Raw genomic sequence first — 25,106 nt, forward strand, 5'->3', positions numbered from 1 at the left:
TTCTGAAGGGTAGCGGGTGGGGCGGGCGCGTAGGAAATATCTAAAAGTGAGGATGACCCGTGGGTTTGGGCATACCGCGCTTTTCATCAATATTTAATTGACGCCGAAATAATGGCTATCTAGTATCGCGCCACTATTTTGATATTGCTTTTTCGGGGCGGGGACGATGCGCGTCTTCCCGCCTCGGGACGAAGTCATGTTCGGCTCTGCCGCGACCGACTTCGGCATGGATGACCTTTAATTGCTCTGCAACGAGACCCGATCATGGACGACCGCCAACACGCCTTCCTGGCCCGCCAACCTTCTGCTCTCCTGAAAAACCGCGAGCGGTTTCTCGGCATGCCCAAGCGCGGCCTGGCGTTCCTCTTGGCCAACGTCATGTTCTGGCAACCGATGTGGGCCCAGGCTGACGGCATCGTGGTCAGCGCGCCGGGCACCGGCCTGGACCGGGCGGGCAACGGCGTGCCCATCGTCAACATCGCCAAGCCCAATGCCAACGGTCTGTCCCACAACCAGTTCAAGGACTACAACGTCGGCAGCAACGGCGTAATCCTCAACAACGCCACCTCGCGCACCCAGACCACGCAACTGGGCGGGATCATCCTCGGCAACCCGAACCTGCAAGGCGCGGCCGCCACGACCATCCTCAACGAAGTTAACGGCGGCAACCCGAGCCAGCTGCGCGGCTACACCGAAGTGGCCGGGCAATCGGCCCATGTCATCGTCGCCAACCCGTATGGCATCAGCTGCAATGGCTGCGGCTTTATCAACAGCCCGAAAGTGACCTTGAGCACCGGTAAACCGGTGGTGGAAAACGGTCGGCTGGATCGCTACCAGGTCGACCAGGGCAGCGTCGCCATCGAAGGCGCCGGTCTCAACGCCAGCAATGTCGATCACTTCGAAATCATCACCCGTAGCGCCAAGATCAACGCCGAGATTCAGGCGAAGAACCTGACGATCGTGGCCGGGCGTAACGATGTCAACGCAGAGACTTTGAGCGCCAGCGCTCGCGCCGATGACGGCAGTGTGAAGCCGGAACTGGCGATCGACTCCTCGGCCCTGGGTGGCATGTACGCCGGCGCGATCAAGCTGGTCGGCACCGAGGCTGGGGTTGGGGTGAAGCTGGACGGCAAGTTGATTGCCAGTGGCGGGGATATTCAGCTCGATGCCAATGGGCATTTGAGCATGGTTGATACCTCGGCCAGCGGGGCGGTCAACGTCAAGGCGGCGAGTCTTGACGCGAAGGGGCCGGTCTATGCCGGCACGACCCTGAGCGCCCAGACCCAGGGCAACCTGACTAACCAACAAACCCTCGCCGCTCGGGATAGCATCACGTTGAATGCCGGTGGGCAGCTAACCAACAACGGCATTATCGAAGCTGGAGTTAACGCGGATAACACGCGCAATGCTTCGGGAGATGTGAGCCTTACAGCGCAGAACCTGAACAACAACGGCAAGAGCATCGTCGCCAGCCGTAACCTCACCGCCAACGTTGCGCAAACCCTGAACAACCAGGGCGGCACCCTGAGCGCCGGGCAAACCGCCACGGTAAAAGCCGGGACGCTGGACAACCAGAACAAGGGTCGCGTGCTGAGCAGCGGCGCGCTGGGCGTTACTGCCGACAAACTCCTCAACACCCAAGGCACCGTCAGCAGCAACGGCAACCTGACGGCCAATGTCGGGCAGTTGAATAACCACGACGGCGAAGTCTCCAGCGCCGCCACCACTCAAGTCATCGGCACTGCGCTGGACAACAGCGATGGCCTGCTCACCGGCGACGTGGCGCTGAACATCGGGTTGATCGGTGCCCTGAACAACCAGAACGGCGTGTTGGGTTCCGGCAAGCACCTGAGCGTTACCGCCACCAGCCTGGACAACACCCTCGACGGTAGCCTGGTCAGCGATGGCAGTCTGAGCGTGCGCATCAGCGGCCTACTCGACAACCGACAAGGCAGCCTCGGCGCCAAGGGCATGACCGATGTCCAGGCAGACAGCCTGGACAATCGCGCCGGCAAGGTCCAATCCGTGAAGGACCTGCAACTGACGGTCGCCAAGCTCGATAACCGCGGGCAAGGCTTGCTCAGCAGCCAGGCGGGGCTGCGTGTCGATGGCTCGCAATTGGATAATGGCGCCGGCCTGCTCAGTGCCGTCGGCCCTGTGCATTTGCAAGTGACTGACGTCGACAACAGCGGCGGACGAATCTCCAGCAAAACCGACCTCACCGCCGACGTCTCGCACCTGAACAACCAGGGCGGCGAACTGGTCGCCCAAGGTGTGCTCACCGTTAGCGGCCAGGACCTGGATAACCGCGGCGGATTGGTTGGCGCGACCAACGCACTGAAACTCGACATCGACACGCTGGACAATCGAAACGGCGAAATCTCCAGTACCGCCGATATCAACATCACCGGCCAGCGCCTGGACAACAGCGACAACGGTAAGGTCCTCGCCGGCACTGATCTGGGCCTGAAAGTCGCGGCCATCATCAACCAGACCAAAGGCCTGCTGTTCAGTACGGGCGTCTCCACTGTCGAGGGCAAAAGCCTGGACAACAGCGGCGCCAATCTGGTCGCCCGCCAGGGTTTGGATATTCGCCTGGACAATGCATTGATCAACGTCGGCGGCGCCATCACCACCGAAGCCGGCCTGACCGTCAACAGCCAAAGCCTGGATAACCACGGCGACGGCCTGCTCAGCGCCAAAGGCGCCACCCACGTGACCACTGGCACGTTCGACAACACCGCCGGCGGTTATCTGGTCAGTGGCGACATGCTTGACCTCACCGCCACCCAGGTCAACAACGGAGCCGCCAGCCGCATCGCCAGTGACAAGGTGCTGACTGCAAGGGTCACCGGCCTCGACCAGCAGGGCGGCGAACTGTTCAGCAAGACAGCCTTGACCCTGGACTTGAACAACGGCCAGTTGAACAACCTCAAGGGCATGATCAACGCGCCGCTCCTGGTGCTGAAAAACCTCAAGGACGTGGACAACCGTGGCGGCGAGATTTCCAGTGCCCAGGCGTTCACCCTGGCGGCACGCAACCTGGACAACCGTGACGGTAAGCTGATCAGCAACCAGGCGCTGACCCTGCGTATCGACCAAGCGCTTAACAACATCAAGGGGCTGGTTTCCGCGCAATCCATCGACACCCATAGCGCCAGCCTGGACAACAACGATGGCTTGATCAGCAGCCGTGGCGCCCTGATCATGACCGTGGACGGTCAACTGACCAATCGGGACGCCGCGATCATTGCCGACCGTGACCTGCACATCGAGGCCACCCACCTCGACAACGGCGCCGGCCAGATCGCCGGCAAAACCAATGTCACGGCCACTATCGACAGTGTGAACAACCAGGGCGGCCAGATGATCGCCCTCGGCGGATTGACGCTGACCGGCGCCTCGCTGGACAACCGCGCCGCAGGGCTGGTCGGGGCGACCGACACGCTGACGTTGAACGTCGGTTCGATCGACAACCGTGGCGGCGAACTGTCCGGCCACGCCGACGTTGCTTTGACAGGCGACGCGCTGAACAACAGTGACGGCGGCCAAGTCATCGCCAACGGCGCGTTGGCCCTGAAGGTGAAGGAAGTGCTCAACCGCACCAAGGGCCTGCTGTCCGGCAAGACCGGTCTGACCTTGAGCGGCGAGACGCTGGATAACAGCGGCGGCGCGCTACTGACCCAAAAGAACCTCACCGCGCACCTCGACGGCGACCTGAACAACGCCAAGGGCACGTTGAGCGCCGAAGGCGAGCTTGAAGTCACCGCCGCCAGCCTCACCAACACCCTGGGCAGCGTTTCCAGTGCCGGAGCGTTGGCACTCACCCTCGACAACGCCGTGCTGAACCAGGGCGGCGAAATCGTCACCGATGCCGGCCTCACCCTCAAAAGCTTGAGCCTGGACAACCGCAGCCAAGGCAGCATCAGCGCCAAGCAAGCGGTCGCCGTTGAAACCGGCGCGTTCGACAACAGCCAGGCCGGACGCCTGAGCAGCGGCGCCAACCTTGACCTCACCATGAAGCAGTTGACCAATCAGGACGGCGGCCGCATCGCCAGCAGCGGTGCGCTGATCGCTAGCGTCACGGGCCTCGACCAGCAGGGCGGCCAGCTTTTCAGCAACACGTCGCTGAGCCTTGATCTGAACCAAGGGCAACTGAACAACCAGAGTGGCTTGATCAACGCCCCCTTGCTGATGCTGAAAAACCTCAAGGGCGTCAACAACGCCGGCGGCGAAATCTCCAGCGCCCAGGCGTTCACCCTGGCCGCACAAAACCTCAACAACGACAACGGCAAGTTGCTGAGCAACCAGGCCCTGACCCTGCGCATCGATAACGCGCTGACCAACCTCAAGGGCCTGATCGCCGCCGCCGCGCTGGACGTCGAGGCCGCGAGCCTGGACAACAGCGCCGGCACCCTGACCAGTCGCGCCAACCTCGACCTGAAACTGGCCGGCCCGCTGATTAACCAGAATCAAGGCCTTATCAACGCCGCCGACGCCTTGACCGTCAGCACTCACAACTTGAACAACCACCAGGGTTCGTTGCTGGGCAGCGCCATCGCCATCGACTTCGGTGCCGCCACGGGAGACTTGAGCAACAGCGCCGGCCTGATCACTACCGCCGGCGTACTCAGCCTCAAGCACCTGCGGGACCTGGACAACCAGGGCGGCGAAATCTCCAGCAGCCAGCCCCTCGACCTGACGGTTCGCGATTTCAACAACAGCGCCGGCAAACTCATCAGCAACGGTTTACTGACCGTGAAGGCTCGCGACGTCATCAACCAGGGCGGCCTGATGTCCGGTTTCAAAGGCCTCGGCCTGAGCGCCGTGGGCCTGGACAACCGCAACGCCGGCACGCTGTCGAGCCGCGACGAAGACGTCAGCGTGACCCTGAGCGGCGCGCTGCTTAACAGCACTGACGGCGCGTTGGCGAGCAAGAAAACACTCACCGTCACCGCGGCCAGCGTCGACAACCGCGGCGGGATTCTGTCCAGCGGCACCGACCAGACCTTGACCGTCACCGGCGGTTTGCTGAACAACGCCCAAGGCGGCTTGGTCGACAGCGGCGCGACCCTGGTCATCAACGCCATGACCCTGGGCAACGCTGGCGGCACCGTCAACGCGCAAAACGCACTGACCTTCACCGGCACCACCCTGGACAACACCGGCGGCAAGCTGATCGGCAACTCTGCCGTGACCCTGGACCTGCTCGGCGCCCTGACCAACACCAACGGCAAACTCGCCAGTGCCGGCCCGCTGCGGGTCGAGCGCGCCACGCAGCTCGACAACCAGGGCGGCCAGATCGCCAGCCAAAGCTTGCTGACCTTGCTGATCGGCGGTCTGGACAACCGCAATCGCGGCACCGTCGCGGCCAATGACGCACTCGTCCTGACCGCCTCCGGCGCGGTGCAGAACGGTGGCGATGGCCTGATCTACAGCCAGAACGGCGCCGTGCGAATCGACGCCAATAGCCTCGCCAACGGCAAGGGCACCGTACAAAGCCAGGGCAACCTGACCCTGGTCGTCGACCAAGACATCGACAACCAGAGCGGCCGCATCCAGGCCAAGGCCGGTGACCTGACCGTTGAAGCGCGCAACCTCGACAACCGCGGCGGCGTGCTCGCCAGCCTGCAAGGACTGCTGAAGACCGACCTGACCGGCGTGTTGAAAAACGGCTACGACCTGAACAACAACCGCCAGGGCGGCATCACCCAGGCCCAGCGCCTGAACCTGATCGCATCGGGCGGCCTGGACAACTACGGCGGACGCATCTCGGCGCAAACCGGCGATGCCCTCATCACCACCGGCAACATCGACAACCGCAACGGCGGCCTCTACGCCAAAGGCAAAGTCAACGTTACCGCCAACAATTTCGACAACAGCGGCGACAACGACGGCCAGATCGCCGGCAGCCAGATCGACCTGAACCTGACCGGCGCCTTGAACAACCGCCTGGGTATCATCGAAAGCGACAGCACGCTGATGATCAAGGCCGCGAGCCTGGATAACCAGACGGGGCAGATCCGTGCCTTGGGTACGGGGGGCAAGACCAATTTCCAGATCGGCGGGTTGTTCGATAACCGCAGTGGTGTGTTGGAAAGTGCCAACACTGACCTGACCCTTGGCGCCTCCAGTTTCCTCAATACCGGCGGCAGCTTGCTGCACGTTGGCACCGGCACGTTCGATATCTCCACCGCCAATGTCACCGGAGCCGGCGGTACGGTCGTGACGCGTGGCGGCCTGACTATCAGCACCGACACTTGGACCAACAGCGGGGTCATCCAGGCCGGACGCCTGAACGTCAACGTCAACCATTTCACCCAGACTGCCGGTGGCCAGTTGCTGGCTTCCGACAGCTTCATCGGCAGCGGCGTCAATTGGTTCAACGAAGGCCTTGTTGCCAGTAATGGCAGCCTGAAAATCGACCTGGGTGGTGCCTATTGGGGGGCCGGTCGTCTCAATAGCCTGGGGACGCTTGGCCTCAGCGCGGCCCAGGTGAGCCTCAACAGCGTCAGCTCCAGCATAACGGGCGGCGGCGATACCACCATTGGCGTTAATGGTCAGCTCGACAATGCCGGTCGCTTGACCTCGGCGGCGCGCCTGACAATTGGCGCCACGGGGATCAATAACTTTGGGACGTTGGGCGGTGGTCAAGCTTTGACCGTCACGACCGGCGCGCTGACCAACAGTCAAGGGCTGATTTTCAGCGGCGGCGACATGGGCCTGCGGGTCGATACGCTGAACAACCTCGATGCCAACATTTACAGCCTGGGAAATCTCAGTATTGACCGTAACGGCCTGGGCGCGCTGGCGAGCAGTATCGTCAACAGCTCCAGCTCGATTCAAAGCGACGGCAGCATGAGCCTGGCCGCCAGCACGATTCAGAACATCCGCACTCTGCTGACCATGGGCAGCAGTGGAATCTATACCGCCAAAATCTACGAAATCGCCTGCATCGAGGGGTACAACGCCGGTGACTGCAGCGGCAAGCAGAACCATGTATGGGAGCTGCTGCAACGCGAGAAAACCGAAGTGACCGCTGCCACCGCGGCCTCCAGCATCACGGCGGGTGGAAACCTGAGCCTGAGCGGCGGCGATCTGCTGAACCAGAGCAGCACTATCGCCAGCGGCGGCAACCTGACGGCCTCGCTGGTTAACTTGACCAACAACGGCGTCGAAACCGGCGAGACCGAAACGACGCGGGTGTTCCGTTCCGAGCGGACCCGAAATGCGGGTGGGTGGTACAACGCGGCCAGTAACTTCACCAATAAATATTGGTTTGAAAGTGCCGGTTACGATGTCAACAGCCTGAGCGGCTTGGAAGCGGGTATTGCCAACTTCATTGGCATGACCGAAATGGAGTACACGAATTTAGGCACCACCCGGAAACTCGCCGGCGGTGACCAGAGCTACGCAGCCGTGATCCAGGCCGGTGGCGCCGTCAATATTAATGCGCAAAACAACATCGACAACAGCGTTGTGCGGCCTGGTTACAGCTACGTCGGCAGCGGTCCACGGACCAATACCGGGGCAGCCGGCAGCCCGTACTCCACGCGCATCACACTTAATCAACAACTACCGCCCAATCTGGCGCAACAACAAGTCAATCCGGTAGCCCTGCCTGGTTTCAGCCTGCCCACTGGCCAGAACGGCCTGTTCCGCCTGAGCGGGCAGGGCGGTGGTGCACCAGCCATCAGCGGCCCGCAAAGCTGGACACTGGGTAACGCAAGCCTGACTCCGGCTCAGCGCCAACAGGGCCTGCCTGCCGTCCAGGCCAGGGACCTGCAAGCAGGCAACGTCCCTCAAGCCAGCGCCAGCAACCTTGACCTGAGCATCGCAGCGCGCCAGGCAACCGCCATCGGCGACCAGGCCAGCAGTTTCGACACCAATACGGCCGGCGCCCCTGCGTCCGGCGCCGTGCCTGGCCGCACCACCGCGTTCACGATCAACCGCGTCCAGGGCCTGCCCGCTCCCACCCTGGCGGCCAATCCGCACAAATACCTGATCGAAACCAACCCGGTACTCACCGACCTCAAGCAGTTCATGAGCTCGGATTACCTGCTGGCAAACCTCGGCTACGACCCGGACCAGAGTGCCAAGCGTCTGGGCGACGGGTTGTATGAGCAGACCCTGATCCAGCAAGCCGTGGTTGCCCGCACCGGCCAGCGCTTCATCGACGGGCAGACCTCCAACGAGGACATGTTCAAGTACCTGATGAACAACGCCATCGCCAGCAAACAGGCGCTCAACCTGGCCCTGGGCGTCAGCCTCACCTCCGAGCAAGTCGCGGCGCTGACCCACGACATCGTCTGGATGGAAAACGTCGAGATCAACGGTGAACAAGTTCTGGTCCCCGTCCTGTACCTGGCTAACGCCAACAACCGCCTGGCGGCCAACGGCGCGCTGATCCAGGGCAGCGACGTCACTCTGATCGCCGGCAAGGACCTGAATAACGCCGGGACCCTGCGTGCCAGCAACAACCTGTCCGCGACCGCCACCAACGACCTGGTCAACAGCGGCCTGGTGGAAGCGGGCAATCGCCTCGACCTGCTGGCGGGCAACAACCTCGTCAACAAGGCCGGCGGCATCATTGCCGGACGCGAGGTCACGCTCACCGCCACCCGGGGCGACGTGATCAACGAACGCACCGTCACCACCCACGAAAGCGACAGCGGCTACCGCCGCGAGCGCACCGATTTCATCGACAGCGCCTCACGCATCGAAGCCGCGAATAACCTGACCATCAGCGCCGGGCGTGACATCAACAATGTCGGCGGTGTACTGAAAAGCGGCGCTGATACCACCCTCAACGCCACCCGCGACGTCAATCTTGCCTCCGCCGAGCGCATCACCAGCGGCAATCGTGGCACGCATCGCAACGAAACCATCACCCAGTACGGCTCCAGCCTCGACATAGGCCGCGACCTGGCCGCCAACGCCGGCCGCGACCTCACCGCTGTAGCCAGCCAGATCGACGCCAAGCGCGACATCACCATGAGCGCCATCGGCGACCTGACCTTGGCGTCTGCGGCGGATGAGCAGCATTCATATGGCAAGAGCAAGAAGGTCACGGCTCAGGAAGACCATGTGAGCCAAGTCTCCACCAGTGTGACGGCGGGTGGAAATGTGACGCTGAGCGCGGGCAAGGACCTGGGGTTGATTGCCAGTCGGGTAAGTGCGGGGGATGAGGCATATCTGGTCGCCGGCGCGAACCTGGTACTGCAATCGGCCGAGGATTCGGACTACAGCTTTTACAGCAAGACCAAGAAATCTTCTTCCGGGAAGAAGTTTCGGTTGGATGAGACCAGTTCGGTTACCAACGTTGCCAGCTCGGTTACCTCCGGAGGCAACAACGTGCTGACCGCCGGCAACGATCTGCTGATCAAAGGCAGCAACGTCATTTCCGAAAAAGGCAGCGTCGGCCTGGGGGCTGGCAATGATGTGGAAATTGTTGCGGTTACCGACTCCGAGAGCGCTCGCCACGAGCGCAGCAAAAGCAAAAGCAGTTGGGGCGGTTTGAAATCGAGCAAGGTCCAGGACAAGTTGGCCGAAACTCAGACAACCGCCGTCGGTAGCCTGATCTCGGGCGACACCATCGCCGTCAGCGCCAAACGTGATGCCACCGTGACGGGTTCGGCGCTGGTCAGTACCAATGACCTGGCGGTACGTGCAGGGCGCGACCTGACTATAGACGCGGCAGAAAATACCTTCTCCCGTACCCAAATGCACAAGGAAAAAAATCGCGATCTGACGGGCGTGTTAACAGGCAACAATTTGGGCCTCGACGACATTACCGGCAACCAGCACCTGTCGATCAGTAACCAGAAACACAACGGCACGGCATCGCAGACCACCCTGACCGGCAGCACCATCGGCTCCAGCAAAGGCAACGTCAGCCTCGTTGCCGGTGGCGACCTCAACGTCATCGCCAGTGACTTGGTCAGCACCAAGAACATGAGCCTTCGCGGTTCGAACGTCACTATCGCTGCGGGCATGGAAACGGCCAAACAAAGCACCGCCGATAAATCCAGCAGCCTGGCCGTGGGGCGTGTCATCGGTGGGGCGATCATCGACACGGTCAACACCATTCGCTCGTCAGTCGAAGCCGCCAAGAATGCTGATGACCCTCGGCTCAAAGCCGTGAAGCTGGCGCAGGCGGCGCTGGCGGCTTACAACCTTGGCGGGATGGTTTCGGAAGCCAATGATCAAAAAACCGGTTTCGCCGATAAACAGGGCGGTACCGCGAGCAACGGCTCGTTGATCAAAATCGGTACCGAGCTCGCCAGTACCCACAGCAAAAGTACCAGCGATTACGCCAGCCAAACCGCCAAGCAAAGCACCCTTAACGCGGGCGCCACGTTATCCATCATCGCTAACGGCAATGCGGCGGAAAACGACGGCGATCTACACGTCATCGGCAGCAGCATCAAAGCGGCCAATACTTCTCTGCTCGCCAGCAACGACATCATCCTGGAAAGCGCACAGAACACGGCGGATTGGTCCAACCGTAACAGCAACAACAAGACCGCTATCGGCGCGAGCTTCAACATCGGCCAGCAAAACGGCTTCACCCTGGACCTTGGCGCGCAACTCGCAAAAGGCATGGGCAACGGCAGTTCTGTCACGCAGGTCAACACGACGGTCGATACCGGTTCGTTGCTGTTGCGCAGCGGCGGCGACACCACGCTGGCGGGCGCTCAGGTTCGTGCTGATGAAATCGACGCGCTGATCGATGGCAACCTCAACATCATTTCCCGCCAGGACACCCAAGACCAGAAAAGCAAGCAAAGCAGCGGCGGTTTTGGTGCGAGCATCTGCATTCCGCCGTTCTGCTACGGCACACCTGTAGCCGCCTCGGCCAACCTGGCCGCCGGCAACATGAACAGCGAATACAAAGCCGTCACGGACCAGACCGGCCTGTTCGCGGGAACGGGTGGCTACACCGTTGACGTGGGCAAGACCACCACGCTTGAAGGCGGGGTGATTGCCAGTGATGCCTCGGCGGATAAAAACACGCTGATCACCGACCGACTCATCGCGCGCGACATCAAGAACGTCAGTGAAATCGAGGCTCAGTCCGCAGGTATCAGCATCTCGGGCAGTTACGGTGGCGCTGGGGCGAGCGCCTCGGTGGGGGGCTTGTACGGCATTGCCCTAAGCGAATCCGACAAGAGCCATACACGTAGCGCGGTGAGTGAAGGCACGATCATCGTCCGCAATCCGGAGGGGGCACAGGACACGGTTGGCCTGAATCGCGATACGAAGAATGCCAACGAGCTTTTGGACAAGCCTGATGAAGAGGCGATGAACGAGCGTATCGAGCTGGTGAAGAGCTCGGTGGAGTTGGTGAAAGGGATCAGCAGTGTGGTTGCTGCGGAGAGGATCAAGGAGGCTCAAGATCCAAATAGCGAGGCCTACCAAGTTGCGCGTGAAAAGTTGAACGACAGTGGTGTGGCTAATCCAACCCCTGAGCAAATCAGCCAACAGGTTCAGCGCGATTATGGAACAGGCAGTAGTTTCCAAAAGGCCAGCCAGGCGGTCGCAGGGATTGTCCAAGGCATCCTGACTGGAGACATTGGAGCTATCGTGGGAGGAGGGGCGGCGCCTTACCTGGCTCAAGCCGTTAAACAGCTCACGGAAGGAGACGACGCAGCCAACCTGATGGCGCATGCCGTACTGGGTGCTGTTTTGGCAAAAGCGCAAGGAGGCTCGGCGCTGGCCGGTGCTGCTGGTGCCACTGCCGGTGAGCTGATAGCCAGCCAACTCTACCCGGGCAAGTCCAGCGACCAATTGACCGAAGCGGAAAAACAAACAATCGCGGCGCTATCGACTCTGGCTGGTGGGTTATCCGGGGCGCTTGCTGGAGGGGACGCATTTAATGCGGCGCTTGGCGCTGGAACAGCTAAAAATGCTGTCGAAAACAATCATCTGAGCGATATAGAAAGGCTTTCGTTAACGGCGCTGCAGAGAGAGTACCAGGCGTCGTGCAAAGGCTCTACCTCGAGCGATTGTCAAGGATTGTCCAAAGATATCTCGGATCTTATCGCCAAGGGCTATAGCGTACTCAAGGAAGAACGGATCTCAGAGGATGGCGATTTCACGCGTGCCTTTGTGTTCACTACCAACCCTGGAGATGTGGTTTCCTGCGCTACGTCACCAAACGGATATTGTGTTGCTACCGACAAGTCGATCATAACGGATCAAGGTGAGGAGTGGATTCTGCAACCTGCTTCGTTTGAACAGGCGACAGGAGGAAAGGCAAGGAATGAGTTGAATGAGGCGGCTGTAAAGGCTCAGCTTCAGGGGCTTTCCAATGAGCTATTCACTGCTGGTTGTGGTGGGGCTGGCCCGGCCGGTGCTGGGTGCTCATTTTATATGTTCGCAGGAGGCTCGAATCCTGTTACGGGGGAGGCGGCCACAGGTAGCGAAAGGGTGGTATGGGGTATACAGAGCTTATTGAGTGCGTGGGGGGTGTTCGGTTCTGTTTACACTGGTGGAATAAAGGCGACAGCAGATATTCCGTTAAAACTTGGCGAAACAAAAGTTATTAATGGGGTCAGTGAAGTTCGTGTGGGGAGGTGGATGTCTCCCACCGAGTTGGCACAAATGAAAGATACGGGTAGAGTAGTGCAAGGTGGTGGAGGCCAAACCTTTATTTCTATTAATGGTGCTCTGGATTTTAAAGGTGCTGCGTCGAAGGGGGCGGTGTATGTTGAATTCGATGTGCCAAGTAATTCTTTGTTGCAAGGTGGGAAAGAAGGTTGGCTTAAAATGATTGGTCCGGATGCAAGCAAGTCTCAACAGTTTCTGCTTAATAAACAAGGGGGGCAGCACCTTCCCGAAGTAAAAAATATTCTAATCATAGACAGGAAGTAAGGTGTTTATGGACGGTTCTTGGTTTGATGAGTTTATAAAGCCTAGGCTGGGTGGGTATTCATTTGAGTACTCAATATTTGTTAATGGTGACTTTGGTGATCTTGAGAGGATAGAGCTGGAAGGTTTAGATAAATTAGGAACGGTAGAGTTTTGGTCCAAAGGTTGGGTGGGGTTAGATGTGTATGACTGTGCTTGTGACGGGCAGATTATGAATGTATTGCTTTCGCCTGAGGAGAAGGAATCCGTTTTGCAAGAGTTTGAAAGATTTATTGGGGTGTTAATGCAGAGTGGTTAGGGAGTAAGGCAATCGCCACATTGACTCTAATGGTGATTAATGATGTTGAAAAAAAGGGGCATATTTGAATGGCGCTTACTTAACCTTCTTCGGGTGACCATTCTTCCCAACCTCGGCCCTGGCTGATCGACGTGGTTTCATCAGCATGGGGTAAGGCTTGGGTCTTCGTTTTATGGCGCGCGGCTCAATCCTGCCAGGACGCCTTCCAACACGTTTCTGGGCAATATGCGTCTAAGTTGAACCCGGGTGATTTCAGGAAAAAATAATGATGAGCTTCGAACTGTTGGGTTTTGGTGATTTAGGTCCGGTGCACGTGGGTATGACTCGCGATCAATCGCGAGCGATATTGGGAGGTGGTTTTGATGAGTTCTTCAAAACGACAGACTCTACAGTTCCGATTGACGCCTACGATGATTTAGGAGTGCATGTTTATTTTGATGAGGGTTTCACCATCATCGGCCTGGAATTCGTGAAATGGAGTGACCTCAGCTGGCGCGGACAGCGTTTGTCCGGTGCGGATGTCCTTGAAGTTCAGCAGAATTTAGTTGCGCAAGGCGAGATCCTTAACTTTAATAGTTCAGGATTTGATGTGGATGGATTAGGTCTTAGGATTTATGCGCCTGATATCGGTGAGGAGGACGCTGTGATAGAGGCGGTTTATGTCAGCTTTGTAAAAAACAAATAAGCTTGCTAAAAGGGTCAGGCACATTATTAAAGCCTTAAATTTGATATTCCATCGGCCGTGCCTCTCACAAAAAAAGGCGACAGATTTTACTTAACAAATGGCACGAAAGTAAATGGCAATCCAACAAGCATGTTACTTGCTGTGCGAGTTCAGCCTGGCGGTCTGAGGGCTGCAAAATTAAAAAAGGAATTCAAATGAGGTCTGGGAGGCTTGAGCGGTTAAAGCTTGTTTTTTGCGCTGACTCGATAAAAGGCTTGCAGGCTTTGGATCTGGTTGTTCGCATTTTGAATGATTTCGGATTTCCATCTGTATTTTCGCTGCAGGGTGTTGAGGTTGATGTCGCAACACTTGAGAAAAAAATCCAGAACAAAAAATCTTGGCCTAGTGGTGTTGCATCAAATAATTTCGAGTTTCGATTTGGAACGCTGCCCGCCTTGGATCAGTGTTTTTTAGTAGTTGAAGAAGTACAAAATTTTGATGGTTTTGATTGGGATCAGGCTGTAAGGCCTTTTCTCGATGTTGAAGGTTTTATCCAAGCATGGCTTGCTGATGTTGAATACGATTTTTGGCAAAATGCGACAGATCCTTTAGAGTACGAATGTGCTGGTAGATCATTTGCAAAACTTCCTCTGAAATCGAGTGGATTGCCTGCGCCCTTAAATCAAATGGAAATAGACACATCGGTAAATCCAGGTCGTGTCTTGTTGAGACAAGGGTTTATGGAGGCAATCGGAAGTTTTATGTGGCTAGGTGACCAGTTCTGGGAGCGGACGGGAAGGAACAAGCTAGAAAGTCTGACATTTCTGAGGAGAGCAGGGGTTAGTATTTTTGAGTGTGGTAGCACTGTAAAGGTGGTTGCGTCTGAAAAGTGTTTTCATGATGACTTAACAGCGGATAAGCAACGTGTTCTTCGGCGCGCTTTGTTTGGCGTAAGTTAGCCTTAAGAAAGGGGGGGCGACGCGGAGCGGGTTTTTAGGAAGAGACCAAAAAGGACCAAAAAAAAAAGGGGAGGTATGACTCACCCACATAGGTTACAAATCAGGTCACTCACATAGGTAACAGTTTTTAACTGGCAGGGTCGGTTTTCGAGGATCTGACCATGCCATGGCGAGAGCTGAAACCTATGGACCTGAAACTGCTATTCATCGCGGACTACATCAAAGGCTTGCCAAGCTTCAGTGCGCTTTGCCAGGCTTACGAGATCAGGAGAAAAGGGGACAGATTTGTTTTCTGAGCCTGTAATGATGCGGAGTGGTCAGGCCCTGGTTTGATCGTGTAGAGGCAAAGCTGATCGGAAAATAAATCTGTCCCCTTTTTTGGTCCCCTTTTTTGTCCCCTTTTTTCTCTTTTTTCTCAAATTTGGACTTTAATGGTCACTGAGAATCACGATTATGTTTGCCCTGTTTGTGGGTACGACCGTCTTGATGAGCCGGCTTACGATAGCTTCGGCTGTGCCACGTACAATATTTGTCCGTGCTGTGGCACAGAGTTTGGATACGATGACTCGACAGTAGCGCATGCAGAGCTACGCAAAAAATGGATTTCTGAGGGTAGATTGTGGTGGAGTAAACACCAATTGAAACCTAATGATTGGGATCCGGTAAGGCAGTTAAAAACCACTCTCGTAATTGGCGAAAATTAGAAAAGAGAAAAATAAAACGAATAAAAAACGGTACGGATTTATCGCGGGGGGACACAAGACAGTTCTCACCTAACATATCGCGTATGGGGCGAAGCCAAGAGCTTATTGAGAAATAAATCCGTCCCTTTTTATGAAGTTAATGTTCGGAATGGAATTATCAATACGGTTTTCCCAAAGTGATGGAGAGGCTATGGTCAATAACAGTTTGATTGAGCGATTTATTGCTCAAGAGTTGAGCCCTCATGTTCGTAAGGTTTTAAGTGAGGCCCTCCAGCAAAGAGCTGATTCCGATAAGGTTTTAGCTAGGCAGTGTGAGTTTAATTGTTTTGATGTTGAATTTGATTTTTTAAAAGGAATGGTTGTTGTTCAAGATATTCTCCACTCAGGGGAAGAGAGTAGCGTGGAACTGCCGATTGCAGATTTTGTTATTCTCTGTAGTTTGAATGATCGTTAATGGGGTGGTGGGGACGGACCATTTGGCCGAAATGTGGGTTTCTCAGGGACAGACCACGTTTCCGGGCAATACTTTTAATTCGACCAAAAAGGACCAAAAAGGGGACGGATTTATTTCTAGCGAGAAAAGGGTACAGATTTGTTTTCTGAGCCTGTGATGATGCGGAGTGGTCAGGCCTTGGTTTGATCGTGTAGAGCAAAGCTGAACGGAAAATAAATCTGTCCCCTTTTTCTACTCTACATTAGGGGCTAATTACGTGCCGACTGCAGTGCAAAAAAGCTCTAGGAGTAAAATTGAAATGATTTATGGCGATCCGTTTTTGTTCTCATTGCAATTTGATGTGGTGGAGGAGTGGACCGATTCAAGTTGCTTTTGGAGAAATGGTTTGTTTTCAATGTTAGTCGATGGGGAGCGCCTGTTAGATTGTATTGATGTTGTTGAGTTGCAAACTGCGGTTGATTTTTATGCGAAGATGCAGTTCGATCGGAGTGTAACAGGTGATGCAACGATCTCCGCAGCGGAGTTATTCAGGACCGCTCACAGTCATTTTTTTGAGGGTGACTTGGCTCCTCCAAAGGGGGTTCAAGATATGACATGTACTGCACTGGGGGATTCAGGTTTGTTTGTTTATTTCCAGAAAACTGAGCAGTCGGATCGGCTCGTTTGGAGTTATGATTTTGGCAAGGTTGTGTACGAGAAGCTGCTGCCGGTGGGTACGATAATTGGGGTTGTAGAGCGTATTGTTGAGATGTAAGTAGGTAATAAGTTTGTTTTTATTTCATTTTCTCGGTAAGGAGTGGTGGGGTTGTTTTTTGTCTTCTGAGGTTGTAGCTCGGAAAAATAAATCCGTCGCGAATGGCGCGTACTTAACCTTCTTCGGGAGTCCATTCTTACTGATCTCGGCCCTTGCTGAACGATGTGTTTTTGCGGGCTTAGGCATGAACTGTGCGATTCGATGGTGTGAAATGCAAAAAACTGAATGGCTTGTCGGTCAGCTAGTCACCTAATTCATACGCATGGAGTGTTTATGTATAAGTTTCCACTGATAGTCTTAACCCTGATCCTGACCTTACCCGCCTGCAAATCCAACGTCAGAGATTCCTCCCCCACGCTGCTCAACGACGGCATCCAGTTCCAGCAAAACAAAGTGACCGTCGATGCGCAGCACGCCAAGGTCATCATGAAAGCGTCCGGGGCTACTTATCCGGTGGAGTTTTCCATCAGGCGCGCGGCGGATCCTGATCAGCGTCTGGATGTGCAGGGAACCGTGGTGGATACCGGTCGGGGCAAGGTGTTCGGCTGGATTGCCAAGGTCAACGAGACGGTGCACAGCGCAACCTTGAAGCACTTTCCGCAGCTGGAAGTGCAAGCTGACGTTGATCAGCCCTTCGAGGTGTCAGGCTTCGCCAGTGGCGGGAGCATCGGTAATGGTTACCGCTGTGGTCCGCTCCGAAGCACTTTTACGCCGCAGCGGAGCAAGGTTTATCTGGTGGAATTCCAGTTTGTGGGCAGCCGGTGCGAGCAGCATGTGTTTGATGTCACGCAGCCACAGGAGCGGGTTCCTGTGGCGAGCTTGCCTTAGCTCGGAGCGAGTGGGATGGGTGGCTTGATGTTGTCATGTCGTACTGAGGTGTCTGGTTTGGGGCTGCTGTGCAGCCCAGCGGGAGCAAGCTCCCTCGCCACGGAGGTTGTGTCGGGTGTTGGGTGGCATGCGTCCTTCGAGAGCGTAGGAACGTTCGGCCCTACATAAGGAAATGTCCGACGTGTTTTTAGGGTTGCCGGTCGGAAGTGCGGTCTCTAGTCTTTTGGTTGTCGCTGCCACTCAGCGACCGGGCGTGAGAAACCCGAATAATAGGCATCCAGCCTCGGTACCTGCATAATTGCAGCCAGCTTATCCGCTGCCTGTAGATGCGTTATGGCGGCTGTGTGCGGGCAGACCTCGGTCTGGCCGAGTACCTATTCTCGGATTTCTCACCCCTGCACACAGCTGCCACCCATTTGCCGAGTGAGAAACGGTAAGTGATGGCTATCATCACTAATAGGTAAAAAAATGGATAAGCCAGTCCCCGACCCACCCTTCAACAAACTCAACCCGCTTGCCGGCTTCGATTCCATCGAAGAGCTGCTGAAAGACCGCGCCGCCGCCGAGCGAGTCCTCGATCATTACCTCAACCCGAAATCGTCAGAGACAAGCACTGATCCACGCATCGACAGCCTGTTTGCAGTCACGGCCGTAGCCGACACCGATACGTTGCTAACCAGCGCTTCCGAAACCCTGGCCTCGATCAAAGCCATGGCCGAGGATCTGGCCTTTGAAGTGGAGGGCACGCGGCGCAGCGTGGCGCTGGGGATTCATCAGTTGGTGGAGTTGTGCCAGTTGCTGGTGGACAAGGCGCTGGACCAGCTTGAAGCACAGGCCAGCCCGGCACCTTGATCTCCTTGTGGCGAGGGAGCTTGCTCCCGCTGGACTGCGAAGCGGTCCCAACAGCAGCGACTCAATTTATCTGGCACACCGAGGTGTCTGGTTTTGGGGCTGCTGCGCCCGAAGCGTCGGACCGTCCCAGCGGGAGCAAGCTCCCTCGCCACGGGGGACGCGGTGGTCGGTCGGTGGATACTGACTGGCCACCGCCAATCATTACTGCATCAACACCTCAACCACCCCGTCCGCGGTCATGGTCACTTTGCTGGTGCCGGCTTCCACCTCAGGCGTGACCGACTCGGCGTCCATGGATGCCGCTTTCATCATCATTTGCGGGCGCATGTACGGTTGTGGGTAACCGTTGGTGTTGAAGTTCAGGTTGACGATCTTGTAGCCCTTGCCACCCAGGGCCTCGGTGGCGAGTTGGGCGCGGGCCTTGAAGGCGTTGACGGCGTCCTTGAGCAGGGCGTCTTCGCTGGTCTGGCGTGTGGCGGTGGCGATGGCGAAGTCCATGCCCGCCATTTTCATGTCGCCCAGCAGTTCGCCGGTGAGTTTGGACAGGGCGGCGAAGTCGGCGCTTTCCAGGCGTAATTCGGCGCGTTCGCGCCAGCCGGTGATTTTCCCGCCTTTGTTGTCATAGACCGGGTAGCTGTTGCGGCTGCCCTGGCGCAGGTTGATGTCCTTGACTTGTTTGGCCTGGCCGATGGCTTTGTTCAGCGTGGTGCTGACGGCGGCGGCGAGTTTGGCCGGGTCGGTGTTCTGTTCCTCGGTGTAGAGGGTGACGATCATCAGGTCGCGGGCCACTTCCTGGCTGGCTTCGGCGTGCAGGGAAATCTGGTTGTAGTGCAGCTCATCGGCGGCCAGGGCCGGCAGGCTGGCGACGGCGCCGAGGCTGAGGGCGAGCAGGGCGGCGGGGCGACTGAACGTGTGCATGAAAGCTCCTTGGGATGATGCGCAGGGGTAGGTTCCGAGCCTGCGTGGACGATAAGACTCTAGCTTTTATGGGCGGGTTCGCACAGTTACAACTTCTATACAGATGATGCCCGGCGAAGGGCTTTTGTGGCGAGGGAGCTTGCTCCTGCTGGACCGGTCCGACGTTTCGGGCGAAGCAGGCCCAACCGATGGCGACTGCTGCGCAGCCGAGCGGGAGCAAGCTCCCTCGCCACAGAGGGGGTATGTAGCCATCAGGGCTGTGGCGCTTTGCCGCATCTTCGCCTCTGCCTGCCGCGCCTTGGTTATACTCCGTGCGATCCGCCTGGAGCGCTCATCAGGAGAGCTCATGCTCGCCCCTTTGCAAATGACTTCCGCTTCGCGCCAGAACCTCTGGCGTCTGACGTTCATCCGCATTCTGGTCCTCGCGGCCCAGGCCGGCTCCGTGGGGCTTGCCTATTGGTTCGACCTGCTGCCGCTGCCCTGGCTGCAACTGGCGATTACCCTGGTGTGCTCCAGCGTACTCTGCGCATTGACGGCGATTCGCCTGCGCACTTCCTGGCCAGTGACCGAGCTTGAATACGCCGTGCAATTGGCCTGCGACCTGTTTATCCACAGCGCGCTGCTATATTTCTCCGGCGGCTCGACCAACCCCTTCGTGTCGTATTACCTGGTGCCGCTGACGATTGCTGCGGTCACGCTGCCGTGGCGTTTTTCGCTGATCCTGTCCGGCATCGCCCTGGCGCTGTACACCTTGTTGCTGGCGCGGTTCTATCCGCTGGAAACCTTTCCCATCGCCCGGGAAAACCTGCAGATCTACGGCATGTGGCTGAGTTTTGCCCTGGCCGCCGCCGTCATCACGTTTTTTGCCGCGCGCATGGCTGAGGAGCTGCGTCGCCAGGAAGAGCTGCGGGCGATTCGCCGCGAAGAGGGCCTGCGCGACGAGCAACTGCTGGCCGTGGCGACCCAGGCCGCAGGCGCCGCCCATGAATTGGGCACGCCGCTGGCGACCATGAGCGTGCTGCTCAAGGAAATGCGCCAGGATCATCACGACCCGGCGTTGCAGGAAGACCTCGGCGTGCTGCAGGACCAGGTCCAGCTGTGCAAGGAAACCCTGCAATACCTGGTGCGTGCCGCCGAGGCCAACCGCCGGTTGGCCATCGAAATGCAGGACGTCACCGACTGGCTCGATGAGGCCTTGAATCGCTGGCACCTGATGCGCCCCGAAGCCAGTTATCGCTTCCAGTGCCTGGGCCAGGGCACGGTGCCGCGCATGGCGCCGCCGCCGGACCTGACCCAGGCCTTGCTGAACCTGCTGAACAACGCCGCCGACGCCTGCCCCGAAGGCCTGGAGGTGGTGCTGGACTGGAACGCCTATGAACTGACGATCTGCATTCGCGACCACGGCGCCGGTGTGCCGCTGGCGATTGCCGAGCAGATCGGCAAACCGTTTTACACCACCAAGGGCAAGGGTTTCGGCCTCGGCCTGTTTTTGAGCAAGGCCAGCGTGACACGCGCCGGCGGCTCGGTGAAACTCTACCCCCATGAGGAGGGCGGCACGCTCACCGAGCTGCGCCTGCCCCATGCCGACCGAGGAGACGAATATGAGTGACGAGATCCAAGTCGACGGCGAAGAACTGCCGCACCTGTTGCTGGTGGACGACGATGCCACCTTCACCCGCGTCATGGCCCGGGCCATGTCTCGACGCGGTTTTCGCGTCAGCACCGCCGGCTCCGCCGAAGAGGGCCTGACCATCGCCCAGGCCGACCTGCCGGACTACGCCGCCCTCGACCTGAAGATGGATGGCGACTCAGGGCTGGTGCTGCTGCCCAAGCTGCTGGAACTCGACCCGGAAATGCGCGTGGTGATCCTCACCGGTTATTCAAGCATCGCCACGGCGGTCGAGGCGATCAAGCGCGGCGCCTGCAATTACCTGTGCAAACCGGCCGACGCCGACGACGTGCTGGCCGCGCTGTTGTCCGAGCATGCCGACCTGGACACGCTGGTGCCGGAAAACCCGATGTCGGTGGACCGCCTGCAGTGGGAACACATCCAGCGGGTGCTGACCGAGCACGAAGGCAACATCTCCGCCACCGCCCGCGCCCTGGGCATGCACCGGCGCACCTTGCAGCGCAAATTGCAGAAGCGTCCGGTACGTCGCTGAACCTGCGCTGAACGAATGCTGTCCACCCTCGCGACACATCGGGCCGTTGCTTTATGATCGGCCCGAGTTTTCCCCTTATCGAGCCTTAACCATGAATCAGAACGCTGAATATTCCGCGGTCAATGACGCGGTGCGCGGCCAGTTTTTCCGCCGTGTCTGGCAAATGACCACGCCATACTGGCGCAGTGAGGAGAAGGGCAAGGCCTGGACGCTGTTGATCGCCGTGATTGCGCTGTCGCTGTTCAGCGTGGCGATTTCGGTGTGGCTGAACAATTGGTACAAGGATTTTTATAACGCCCTGCAGGAAAAGAACAGCGAGGCGTTCTGGAAGTTGATCCTGTATTTCGGCGGCATCGCCACGGTGGCGATTCTCGGCGCCGTGTATCGTTTGTACCTCACCCAGATGCTCACGATTCGCTGGCGGGCCTGGCTCACCGAGCAGCATTTTGCCCGTTGGCTGAACGACAAGAATTATTACCGGCTGGAGCAGGGCGGCTACACCGACAACCCTGACCAGCGGATTTCCGAAGACCTCAACAGCTTCACTTCCACCACGTTGAGCCTGGGCTTGGGGCTGCTGCGTACCGTGGTCAGCCTGGTGTCGTTCTCGATCATTCTGTGGGGCGTGTCGGGCAGCATCGAAGTGTTCGGCTACACGATCCCTGGCTATATGTTCTGGTGTGCGCTGCTGTATGCGGCGGTGGGCAGCTGGCTGACGCATCTGATCGGCCGACGCCTGATCGGCCTCAACAACAACCAGCAGCGCTTCGAAGCCGACCTGCGTTTTTCCATGGTGCGGGTGCGGGAAAACGCCGAGAGCATTGCGCTGTACAACGGCGAACCCAACGAGAATCGCCGCCTGAGCGAGCGTTTCGGCCTGGTGTGGCACAACTTCTGGGACATCATGCGCGTGTCCAAGCGCCTGACGTTCTTTACCTCTGGGTATGGGCAGATCGCGATCATCTTTCCGTTTATCGTCGCTGCGCCGCGTTATTTTTCCGGGAAGATCCAGCTGGGCGAGCTCATGCAGATCAACTCGGCGTTCGGCAATGTGCAGGAGAATTTCAGCTGGTTCATCGATGCTTACGCCTCGCTCGCCGCGTGGCGCGCCACTTGTGACCGTCTGCTGAGTTTCCGCCAGGCCATGAGCGACAACGAAGACCGGGTACCGGCCATCGATGTGCAGAACCAGGGCAACGAACTGAAAGTCCGCAACCTCGGGTTGGACCTGAGCGACGGTCGTCATTTGCTGACCCGCGCTGAACTGAGTGTCGAACCGGGTGAGCGGGTGATGCTCAGCGGGCGTTCCGGCAGCGGCAAGTCCACCTTGCTGCGGGCGATGGGGCATTTGTGGCCCGCCGGGCACGGCAGCATCCTGTTGCCTTCGGCGCGTTATCTGTTCCTGCCGCAAAAGCCTTACCTGCCGATTGGCAGCCTGCGCGAGGTGTTGAGTTATCCACAAGCGGGCGATATCTACCCCAACGAACGTTATGCACAGGTGCTGGAAACCTGTCGCCTGCCGCACTTGATTTCGCGGCTGGACGAAAGCAACCATTGGCAACGTATGCTCTCGCCGGGCGAACAGCAGCGCCTGGCCTTCGCCCGTGCGTTGCTGTATGCGCCGCTATGGCTGTATATGGATGAAGCAACGTCGGCGATGGACGAAGAAGACGAGGCAACGCTGTACCAGGCGTTGCTCGACCAGCTGCCAGGCCTGAGCATCATCAGCGTCGGCCATCGAAGCAGTTTGAAACGTTTCCATGGGCGACATGTGCGCATCGAGAATGGCCAACTGGTGGAGCAGGCCGTAACCGCCTGAAACCCCCAAACCTGATGTGGGAGCGAGCCTGCTCGCGAAGGCGGTGTGTCAGTTGCGGTTGAAGTGTCTGACCCACCGTCTTCGCGAGCAGGCTCGCTCCCACAAGGGGTGCTGGCGAATCGCAGGTTTATGTCTACAGCCGGTCCCCGTGGAAGCCTGCTCGCGATGAAAGCGACTCGGTTTCTGCACCAACGGTGATCGTACAACCACGTTGCGCTATGATGCGTATTCAGCCGCTTGTCAAAATAGAGATACACCATGGAAAACCCGCTCAACGTCCCACGTCTTCCCCGCAAGCGCCGCAGCCTGGCGCAGGAGCTGGTGACGGTGCTGTCCGAGCAGATTCGCGACGGTCTGCTCAAGCGTGGCGATAAATTGCCCACCGAGTCGGCGATCATGGAGGCCCATGGCGTCAGCCGTACCGTGGTGCGCGAGGCGATCTCCCGTTTGCAGGCGGCAGGGCAAGTGGAAACCCGCCACGGCATCGGTACATTCGTGCTCGACACGCCGAGCCCGAGCGGCTTTCGCATCGACCCGGCGACGGTGGTCACCTTGCGTGACGTGCTGGCGATCCTGGAATTGCGCATCAGCCTGGAGGTGGAATCGGCCGGGCTGGCGGCGCAGCGCCGCAGCGACGAACAATTGGCAGCGATGCGCGCGGCGCTCGACGCCTTGAATGAAAGCGCGGCCCACGCCAGCGACGCGGTGGCCTCGGACTTCGCTTTCCACCTGGAAATCGCCTTGTCCACCGGCAACCGCTACTTCACCGACATAATGACCCACCTGGGCACAAGCATCATCCCACGCACCCGACTGAATTCGGCGCGCCTGGCTCACGACGACCAGCAGCACTACATGGATCGCCTGAGCCGCGAGCACGAAGAAATCTACGAAGCCATCGCCCGCAGGGACTCCGATGCGGCCCGCGCGGCCATGCGCCTGCACCTGACCAATAGCCGCGAGCGGCTGCGCCAGGCCCATGAGGAGGCGCAAGCACAAGGCTGAACTTCGCTGCTTTTCGTGGCGAGGGAGCTTGCTCCCGCTTGAGTGCGAAGCGCTCATTTGGAGAGGGGCCGCTGCGCAGCCCAGCGGGAGCAAGCTCCCTCGCCACGGAAGGTCCTGTGTTGAGTTCTGTTCAGCAGATGAACCAACCGCAACGGAAGGGCGGTTACGGCTCGATCTTCAACTTCACCGGGGCTGAATGGATGTCCTGGCTGGACTCGTTGGCAAACTGGTACTGCAATTCGACTTCTTTCCCCAAGTACCCTTTCAGCTCGCTCTTTGGCACGGTCACCCGTAATCCCGTCAATTTAATCGGCCCTTGGTCGGGGTCGTCCCATCTGCCCGCAGGCACTTGTTCTCCTTCCCAATCGGGAATGTTATCGGCGCGAAGCGTCGGAAAAACCCACCAGTCGGCGGAAATCCCGTCGGCATCAGGGATCAAGACGTCCAGGGTTTTTCCCAAAGCCGACAAACTGATCGACAGGATGGGTGGGTCGAACATAGCCATGATCTAACTCCATGTAGTCTTGGCCGCGGCTGTTTTGCGGGCGGCTCATGTCAAAGATTGTTTGGGTTCGCAGCAATACCCTCTCAGCACTGCCGAGAAGGCACAACTGTCAGATCTGCTAGTGGTAACGAGCGCTCGGTATGCCGCGCACTGTCCTGAACCCCGGCGGAAGAGGTCGCGCTCGGCCACAACACCTACCCACCGACGAAATTCAGTTGACGTTCAGATTTTAAGTTGTACGATGACCTACAACTTCTCACGAAGCTGAACCGCTTTCCTACAACACAACATTTGCGTCCAGGGTGTTCGAA

14 protein-coding genes and 2 pseudogenes are annotated in these 25,106 nt (G+C 58.1%); 13 read left to right on the forward strand and 3 right to left on the reverse strand.

The window, feature by feature from the left end; all coding sequences use genetic code 11:
* The first annotated feature begins 264 nt into the window (after positions 1-264).
* Positions 265-12,876 (forward strand): two-partner secretion domain-containing protein, encoded by a 12,612-nt coding sequence (locus M1E16_RS03825; protein WP_458129246.1) that lies wholly within the window; start codon positions 265-267, stop codon positions 12,874-12,876.
* Positions 12,877-12,883: 7 nt separating this feature from the next.
* Positions 12,884-13,171 (forward strand): hypothetical protein, encoded by a 288-nt coding sequence (locus M1E16_RS03830; RefSeq protein WP_458129247.1) that lies wholly within the window; start codon positions 12,884-12,886, stop codon positions 13,169-13,171.
* Positions 13,172-13,246: 75 nt separating this feature from the next.
* Here M1E16_RS03830 and M1E16_RS03835 read toward each other — a convergent pair.
* Positions 13,247-13,396 (reverse strand): annotated as a pseudogene (locus M1E16_RS03835) (IS4 family transposase); the annotation flags it as partial.
* Between the two features lie 40 nt (positions 13,397-13,436).
* Between M1E16_RS03835 and M1E16_RS03840 the strand changes: the two are divergent.
* The 7 genes and pseudogenes from M1E16_RS03840 (at position 13,437) to M1E16_RS03870 (ending at position 18,386) form a co-directional block, all read left to right on the forward strand.
* Positions 13,437-13,856 (forward strand): hypothetical protein, encoded by a 420-nt coding sequence (locus tag M1E16_RS03840; protein ID WP_458129248.1) that lies wholly within the window; start codon positions 13,437-13,439, stop codon positions 13,854-13,856.
* Positions 13,857-14,050: 194 nt separating this feature from the next.
* A complete protein-coding gene (locus M1E16_RS03845) occupies positions 14,051-14,794 on the forward strand; it encodes a hypothetical protein (protein WP_458129249.1) in 744 nt (247 codons plus the stop codon).
* A 161-nt stretch (positions 14,795-14,955) separates the two neighbouring features.
* Positions 14,956-15,069, forward strand: a pseudogene (locus tag M1E16_RS03850) (helix-turn-helix domain-containing protein); the annotation flags it as partial.
* Positions 15,070-15,688: 619 nt separating this feature from the next.
* The gene (locus M1E16_RS03855) at positions 15,689-15,952 is read left to right on the forward strand and encodes a hypothetical protein (protein ID WP_458129250.1); all 264 of its coding nucleotides are present in this window, start codon (positions 15,689-15,691) and stop codon (positions 15,950-15,952) included.
* Positions 15,953-16,250: 298 nt separating this feature from the next.
* Positions 16,251-16,706, forward strand: a complete 456-nt coding sequence (locus M1E16_RS03860; protein WP_458129251.1) for an Imm42 family immunity protein — start codon at positions 16,251-16,253, stop codon at positions 16,704-16,706.
* A gap of 273 nt (positions 16,707-16,979) precedes the next feature.
* On the forward strand, positions 16,980-17,534 hold the full coding sequence (locus tag M1E16_RS03865; RefSeq protein WP_458129252.1) for a hypothetical protein: 555 nt from the start codon (positions 16,980-16,982) through the stop codon (positions 17,532-17,534).
* Between the two features lie 468 nt (positions 17,535-18,002).
* On the forward strand, positions 18,003-18,386 hold the full coding sequence (locus M1E16_RS03870) for a DUF6124 family protein (protein ID WP_458129253.1): 384 nt from the start codon (positions 18,003-18,005) through the stop codon (positions 18,384-18,386).
* A gap of 201 nt (positions 18,387-18,587) precedes the next feature.
* Here M1E16_RS03870 and M1E16_RS03875 read toward each other — a convergent pair whose 3' ends face one another.
* Entirely contained in the window at positions 18,588-19,304 is a 717-nt protein-coding gene (locus M1E16_RS03875; protein WP_434569824.1) for an SIMPL domain-containing protein, read from the reverse strand.
* Between the two features lie 346 nt (positions 19,305-19,650).
* Here M1E16_RS03875 and M1E16_RS03880 point away from each other — a divergent pair, with 346 nt between their 5' ends.
* The 4 genes from M1E16_RS03880 (at position 19,651) to M1E16_RS03895 (ending at position 24,290) form a co-directional block, all read left to right on the forward strand.
* Positions 19,651-20,913, forward strand: a complete 1,263-nt coding sequence (locus M1E16_RS03880; protein ID WP_305496839.1) for an ATP-binding protein — start codon at positions 19,651-19,653, stop codon at positions 20,911-20,913.
* Positions 20,906-21,466, forward strand: coding sequence for a response regulator transcription factor (locus tag M1E16_RS03885; protein WP_003177957.1), 561 nt, complete (start codon positions 20,906-20,908; stop codon positions 21,464-21,466). Before M1E16_RS03880 ends, M1E16_RS03885 begins: the two co-directional genes overlap by 8 nt.
* Before the next feature lie 91 nt (positions 21,467-21,557).
* Positions 21,558-23,285 carry an ABC transporter ATP-binding protein/permease gene (locus M1E16_RS03890; protein WP_305496838.1) on the forward strand — a complete coding sequence of 576 codons (1,728 nt, stop codon included), beginning with the start codon at positions 21,558-21,560 and terminating at the stop codon, positions 23,283-23,285.
* 258 nt (positions 23,286-23,543) lie between these two features.
* Positions 23,544-24,290, forward strand: coding sequence for a FadR/GntR family transcriptional regulator (locus M1E16_RS03895; RefSeq protein WP_434626136.1), 747 nt, complete (start codon positions 23,544-23,546; stop codon positions 24,288-24,290).
* A 163-nt stretch (positions 24,291-24,453) separates the two neighbouring features.
* On the opposite strand, the gene M1E16_RS03900 is transcribed toward M1E16_RS03895, so the two are convergent.
* Positions 24,454-24,795 (reverse strand): hypothetical protein, encoded by a 342-nt coding sequence (locus M1E16_RS03900; protein WP_458129254.1) that lies wholly within the window; start codon positions 24,793-24,795, stop codon positions 24,454-24,456.
* Between the last annotated feature and the right edge of the window lie 311 nt (positions 24,796-25,106).

It is taken from the genome of Pseudomonas sp. Z2-11, assembly GCF_054161305.1.

Coding starts and splice junctions, on each gene's coding strand:
- M1E16_RS03825 (WP_458129246.1), top strand. CDS start 265: ATGGACGACCGCCAACACGCCTTCCTGGCCCGCCAACCTTCTGCTCTC.
- M1E16_RS03830 (WP_458129247.1), top strand. CDS start 12,884: ATGGACGGTTCTTGGTTTGATGAGTTTATAAAGCCTAGGCTGGGTGGG.
- M1E16_RS03840 (WP_458129248.1), top strand. CDS start 13,437: ATGATGAGCTTCGAACTGTTGGGTTTTGGTGATTTAGGTCCGGTGCAC.
- M1E16_RS03845 (WP_458129249.1), top strand. CDS start 14,051: ATGAGGTCTGGGAGGCTTGAGCGGTTAAAGCTTGTTTTTTGCGCTGAC.
- M1E16_RS03855 (WP_458129250.1), top strand. CDS start 15,689: ATGGTCAATAACAGTTTGATTGAGCGATTTATTGCTCAAGAGTTGAGC.
- M1E16_RS03860 (WP_458129251.1), top strand. CDS start 16,251: ATGATTTATGGCGATCCGTTTTTGTTCTCATTGCAATTTGATGTGGTG.
- M1E16_RS03865 (WP_458129252.1), top strand. CDS start 16,980: ATGTATAAGTTTCCACTGATAGTCTTAACCCTGATCCTGACCTTACCC.
- M1E16_RS03870 (WP_458129253.1), top strand. CDS start 18,003: ATGGATAAGCCAGTCCCCGACCCACCCTTCAACAAACTCAACCCGCTT.
- M1E16_RS03875 (WP_434569824.1), bottom strand. CDS start 19,304: ATGCACACGTTCAGTCGCCCCGCCGCCCTGCTCGCCCTCAGCCTCGGC.
- M1E16_RS03880 (WP_305496839.1), top strand. CDS start 19,651: ATGCTCGCCCCTTTGCAAATGACTTCCGCTTCGCGCCAGAACCTCTGG.
- M1E16_RS03885 (WP_003177957.1), top strand. CDS start 20,906: ATGAGTGACGAGATCCAAGTCGACGGCGAAGAACTGCCGCACCTGTTG.
- M1E16_RS03890 (WP_305496838.1), top strand. CDS start 21,558: ATGAATCAGAACGCTGAATATTCCGCGGTCAATGACGCGGTGCGCGGC.
- M1E16_RS03895 (WP_434626136.1), top strand. CDS start 23,544: ATGGAAAACCCGCTCAACGTCCCACGTCTTCCCCGCAAGCGCCGCAGC.
- M1E16_RS03900 (WP_458129254.1), bottom strand. CDS start 24,795: ATGGCTATGTTCGACCCACCCATCCTGTCGATCAGTTTGTCGGCTTTG.